The 4,049-nt window shown below is 71.8% G+C and carries 3 protein-coding genes and 1 pseudogene; 2 read left to right on the forward strand and 2 right to left on the reverse strand.

Translation table 11 applies throughout. The annotated features are described in order from the left end of the window. Together KBX39_RS25115 and groL are read left to right on the forward strand one after the other, a co-directional pair. Window positions 1-806: pseudogene (locus KBX39_RS25115) on the forward strand (hypothetical protein); the annotation flags it as partial. 275 nt (window positions 807-1,081) lie between these two features. Continuing rightward, window positions 1,082-2,704: a chaperonin GroEL gene (groL, locus tag KBX39_RS25120; RefSeq protein ID WP_018787968.1), complete on the forward strand. Its 1,623-nt coding sequence runs from the start codon at window positions 1,082-1,084 to the stop codon at window positions 2,702-2,704. Between the two features lie 68 nt (window positions 2,705-2,772). On the opposite strand, the gene KBX39_RS25125 is transcribed toward groL, so the two are convergent. Then, window positions 2,773-2,994 (reverse strand): hypothetical protein, encoded by a 222-nt coding sequence (locus KBX39_RS25125; protein WP_030502772.1) that lies wholly within the window; start codon window positions 2,992-2,994, stop codon window positions 2,773-2,775. A gap of 70 nt (window positions 2,995-3,064) precedes the next feature. Next, window positions 3,065-3,955: a GNAT family N-acetyltransferase gene (locus KBX39_RS25130; RefSeq protein WP_312247485.1), complete on the reverse strand. Its 891-nt coding sequence runs from the start codon at window positions 3,953-3,955 to the stop codon at window positions 3,065-3,067. Between the last annotated feature and the right edge of the window lie 94 nt (window positions 3,956-4,049).

A 4,049-nucleotide genomic window follows, 5' to 3' on the forward strand; every position in this document is an offset into this window, starting at 1 on the left:
CGGGCATCGGCCCATGGTTCGCCCGTTGCTGGGGGGCGCTGCGGCGCGGTTGGCGGCAGCTCCTGCCGATCGTGCTGCTCACCCAGGTCCCCCCGGCGATGGTGATCGGCGTCCTCACGCTCGTCCTCAGCCCCGACGGGCAGATGGCGACCGCGCCGGACGGGTCGCCGGTGCTGCCGGAGGACTTCTGGGCGCAGACGCTCGGCTTCTACGGCGCGATCCTGTTCGCCGGGCTGATCTTCGGCGCGCTCCAGGCGATGGGCTGGGCGGCGGGCACCTGGGTGATCGCCCGGCAGGCGGCCGGTCAGCCGGCCGGGCTCGGCGCCGCCTTCCGGTACGGGCTGAGCCGTGCCCTCGGCCTCTGGGGCTGGACCATCGTGGTGTCGCTGCTGGTCACGCTCGGCGCCTGCTTCTGCCTGCTGCCCGGCCTCTACGCCGCGCTCGCGCTCGCCCTGTTCGGTCCGGTCTACCTGTTCGAGCGGCGGGATCCGGTCGGGCGGTCGTGGCGGATGTTCCACAGCCGGTTCGGCATGGTGCTGGGCCGGGTCGCGCTGGTGGTGGCGGCGTTGGTCGTGGCGACGCTGCTGGACGTCGTGCTGAGCGGGATCAGCGGGGCGCTCTTCGGGCTCGAGCCGATGGGCGCCGTGGGCACCGCGATCGGCGCGGTGACGCTCACCGTTCTCAGCGCCGTGGTGGCGGCTCCGACCTACCTGGCGCAGCAGGTGGGGCTGGTGGTCACGTACGCCGAGCAGCGGGCCCAGGAGGGCCCGGTGACCGCGGCTCAGCTGGCGGCGGAACTCGGCTGAGCGGGGCGGTCGTGCTTGCACTCGGCTAGGGAGAGTGCTAAACAAGTCATTGGCACTCGCATACGGTGAGTGCCAGAAGGTCGGGGCGGTAGGGCCACGGCCGCACCGGTGTCCCAGGTGGCGCCGGAGCGGTACGGGGCCGGTCGTCGCGGGCTGTCCGGCCCGACCGAGGAGACGTCGTCGTCGCCAGGTGGCGACGTCCCCAAGGTGCGTACACCAGACGGCCCATCCGGGCATCCCGGGTGGCCCGTGAGTGTCCAGGAGGACAACGCCGTATGGCCAAGATGATCGCGTTCGACGAAGAGGCGCGCCGCGGCCTCGAGCGGGGCATGAACCAGCTCGCCGACGCCGTGAAGGTGACGCTCGGCCCCAAGGGCCGCAACGTCGTGCTCGAGAAGAAGTGGGGTGCCCCCACCATCACCAACGATGGTGTGAGCATCGCCAAGGAGATCGAGCTCGAGGACCCGTACGAGAAGATCGGCGCCGAGCTGGTCAAGGAGGTCGCGAAGAAGACCGACGACGTCGCCGGTGACGGCACGACGACGGCGACCGTCCTGGCCCAGGCTCTGGTTCGTGAGGGTCTGCGCAACGTGGCCGCCGGCGCCAACCCGATGGCCCTGAAGCGGGGCATCGAGGCCGCCGTGGCCAACGTCTCGGAGGAGCTGCTCAAGCTCGCCAAGGACGTGGAGACCAAGGAGCAGATCGCCTCCACCGCCTCCATCTCCGCCGCCGACCCCAGCGTCGGCGAGATCATCGCCGAGGCGATGGACAAGGTGGGCAAGGAAGGTGTCATCACCGTCGAGGAGAGCAACACCTTCGGCCTGGAGCTCGAGCTCACCGAGGGCATGCGCTTCGACAAGGGCTACATCTCCGCCTACTTCATGACCGACCCGGAGCGTATGGAGGCCGTCTTCGACGACCCGTACATCCTGATCGTCAACAGCAAGATCTCGTCGGTGAAGGACCTGCTCCCGATCCTGGAGAAGGTCATGCAGTCGGGCAAGCCGCTGCTGATCATCGCCGAGGACCTGGAGGGCGAGGCCCTGGCCACCCTGGTGGTCAACAAGGTCCGTGGCACCTTCAAGTCGGTCGCCGTCAAGGCGCCGGGCTTCGGTGACCGCCGCAAGGCCATGCTGACCGACATCGCCATCCTCACCGGTGGCCAGGTCATCAGCGAGGAGGTCGGCCTCAAGCTGGACGCGACCGGCCTCGAGATGCTGGGCCGCGCCCGCAAGGTCGTGGTGACCAAGGACGAGACCACCATCGTCGACGGCGCCGGCGACGCCGAGCAGATCCAGGGCCGGGTGAACCAGATCCGGGCCGAGATCGACAAGAGCGACTCCGACTACGACCGGGAGAAGCTGCAGGAGCGTCTGGCCAAGCTGGCCGGCGGTGTTGCGGTGATCAAGGTCGGCGCGGCCACCGAGGTCGAGCTGAAGGAGCGCAAGCACCGCATCGAGGACGCCGTCCGCAACGCGAAGGCCGCCGTCGAGGAGGGCATCGTCCCGGGTGGTGGCGTCGCGCTGGTGCAGGCCGGCAAGACCGCCTTCGACAAGCTGGACCTGGCCGGCGACGAGGCGACCGGCGCGCAGATCGTCAAGATCGCGCTGGACGCCCCGCTGCGGCAGATCGCCGTCAACGCCGGCATGGAGGGTGGCGTCGTCGTCGAGCGGGTTCGCAACCTCGACCCGGGTCACGGCCTCAACGCCGCGACCGGCGAGTACGTGGACCTGCTGGCCGCGGGCATCATCGACCCGGCCAAGGTGACCCGTTCCGCGCTGCAGAACGCCGCGTCGATCGCCGCGCTGTTCCTCACCACCGAGGCCGTCGTGGCGGACAAGCCGGAGAAGACCCCGGCCGCTCCGGCGGGCCCGGGTGGCGGGGAGATGGACTTCTGAGTCCAGCTTCACCCAGTACGCCGAAAGGGGCGGGCCGCGTCAGCGGTCCGCCCCTTTCCGTGTGCGTGTCAGGTGGGCAGCGGGCGCTGGTTGCGTCGCTTGTGCGTCCGGTCGTACGGCGGCAGCCGCCGCGGCTCGTCCACCGGCTGCCGTTGCTCCTCCACCGGTGGCCGGTCCGCGCCGGTCAGCTCGGCGAGCTGCTCGGCGTCACCGATGTCGAGCCGGTCGAACGGGAGCTGGCCGGGAAGCTCGTCGGACGGTTCCTCGGCCCGTTCGTCATTCGTGGTCATGCACCGCCTCCTCTGCCCCGACCGTAGAGCCCGGTCGATGACGAAGGAGGCCGAATGGCGCTATTAGCGTCTATGCCCCTTTGATGGCTTTGCGGTAGAGGAAGAACACCCGTTCGATCCGGGCCCCCGCCGCGTTCGAGTAGAACGGCACCGGCCCCACCCAGCCGATCTGCGCCGCGCCGATCCCGGCCGCCGCCTGGTCACGCAGGCAGCGGCGCAGCAGCACACCACCGATCCCGGAGCCCTCCGCCGCCGGTGCGGTGCCCATCGGCCCGAACCAGCTCGGCCGGGCCGACCCGTAGGCGGCGAAACCGAGGATCTCACCGTCCCGCTCGGCCAGGTGCACGCCCGCGTCCGGCCGCCCCACCGAACCGGCCAGCTCACCGTCCCAGGTGCCGCCGAACGTGGACCTGGCGAACGCGGCGAGCGCCGGCAGGTCGTCCGGGGTGGCCCGGCGTACCGTCACGCCCCGCCCGGCCAGCCGCCGCTCGGCGGCCTCGGTGCGACGCAGCGCCACCGACCCCTCGGACAGGTCGGCGGTCATGTTCCAGGCGGTCCGGTCCTGCCGGTAGCCGAGCCGCTGCGCGGCGCAGACCGCCGGGGTGTAGCGCACGTCGATCCCGGGCCAGGCGTAGTGCGGCGGGTTGCCGGCGAGCAGCACCTCGGCCGCGCCGAGCGCGCCGAGCCGGCTCTCCGCCTCGGCCAGCAGCGCCCCGCCCACACCCTGGCGGCGCTCCGGCGGGGTGACCGCGATCAGGTCGACGTGGCCGAGCCGCGGATCGGCTGCCGACAGCGACCCGACGAGCACCCCGATCAACGCGCCGTCGCGTACCGCGCCGAGCCGCAGCACCGGGCGGTCGGCCACGGTGGCCGGGGCGAGCTGGGCCATCGGCAGCCGTACCGGAAGTCCCCGCTCGTTGGTCGCTCGGGTCACCGGCGTCGGCGCCGGGGCGGGCGTCACACCCAGCGGCGACGCCGTCGGCCCCTGCCGGCTGAACCAGCCACCGCCGGCGGGTCCGGCGACAGCCGGGGTCAGGACGTCCTCGGCCCGGGCC

Source organism: Micromonospora sp. D75 (genome assembly GCF_018070405.1).
GTDB lineage: Bacteria > Actinomycetota > Actinomycetes > Mycobacteriales > Micromonosporaceae > Micromonospora > Micromonospora chalcea.

Bases quoted from the DNA above. Each gene is read 5' to 3' on its own strand.
- KBX39_RS25125 (WP_030502772.1), bottom strand. From the start codon at position 2,994: ATGACCACGAATGACGAACGGGCCGAGGAACCGTCCGACGAGCTTCCC.
- groL (WP_018787968.1), top strand. From the start codon at position 1,082: ATGGCCAAGATGATCGCGTTCGACGAAGAGGCGCGCCGCGGCCTCGAG.